The organism is Streptomyces sp. XM83C, assembly GCF_023072675.1.
Classification (GTDB): domain Bacteria; phylum Actinomycetota; class Actinomycetes; order Streptomycetales; family Streptomycetaceae; genus Streptomyces; species Streptomyces thermocoprophilus.
On record NZ_JALLGL010000669.1, the window covers coordinates 1 to 420 of the forward strand.

Annotated in this window: 1 pseudogene; it reads left to right on the forward strand. The window is 79.0% G+C overall.

Annotation, left to right across the window (positions count from 1 at the left end):
* A pseudogene (locus tag MTQ10_RS31010) lies at positions 1-420 on the forward strand (LuxR family transcriptional regulator); the annotation flags it as partial.

Below are 420 nucleotides of genomic sequence, written 5' to 3' on the forward strand. Positions count from 1 at the left end.
TCGGAGATCACCGCCTGCCGACACGACAAGCTCCCCGCCCACCTGCGGGCCGCCGCCCTGAGCCCGGACCGCACGCTGCGCGCCCACAGCCACACCTGCGCCGCAGAGCAGGCCCTCCTCGCCGGGCGCCCCGCGGAGGCGATACGCCTCCTGGACGCCGTCCGCGACAGCGCACCGCCGGTCACCGTCCGGGGCCGAGCCGAACTGCTGCGGGGTGCCGCACTGCTGCACGACGGTCCCGTCGACGACGCCCGCGCCTCCCTGCTCCTCGCCGCCCGCCTCCTCGCCCCTTCCGACCCCGCCCGCGCCACCCGCGCGACCCTCGCCGCCGCCGACGCGGCATGGGCGGCGGGGGACGCGGAGGGATGCGTGCGCATCCTGGGCGAGGAACGCGCCACGCCCCCGCACGAGGCACCGCCC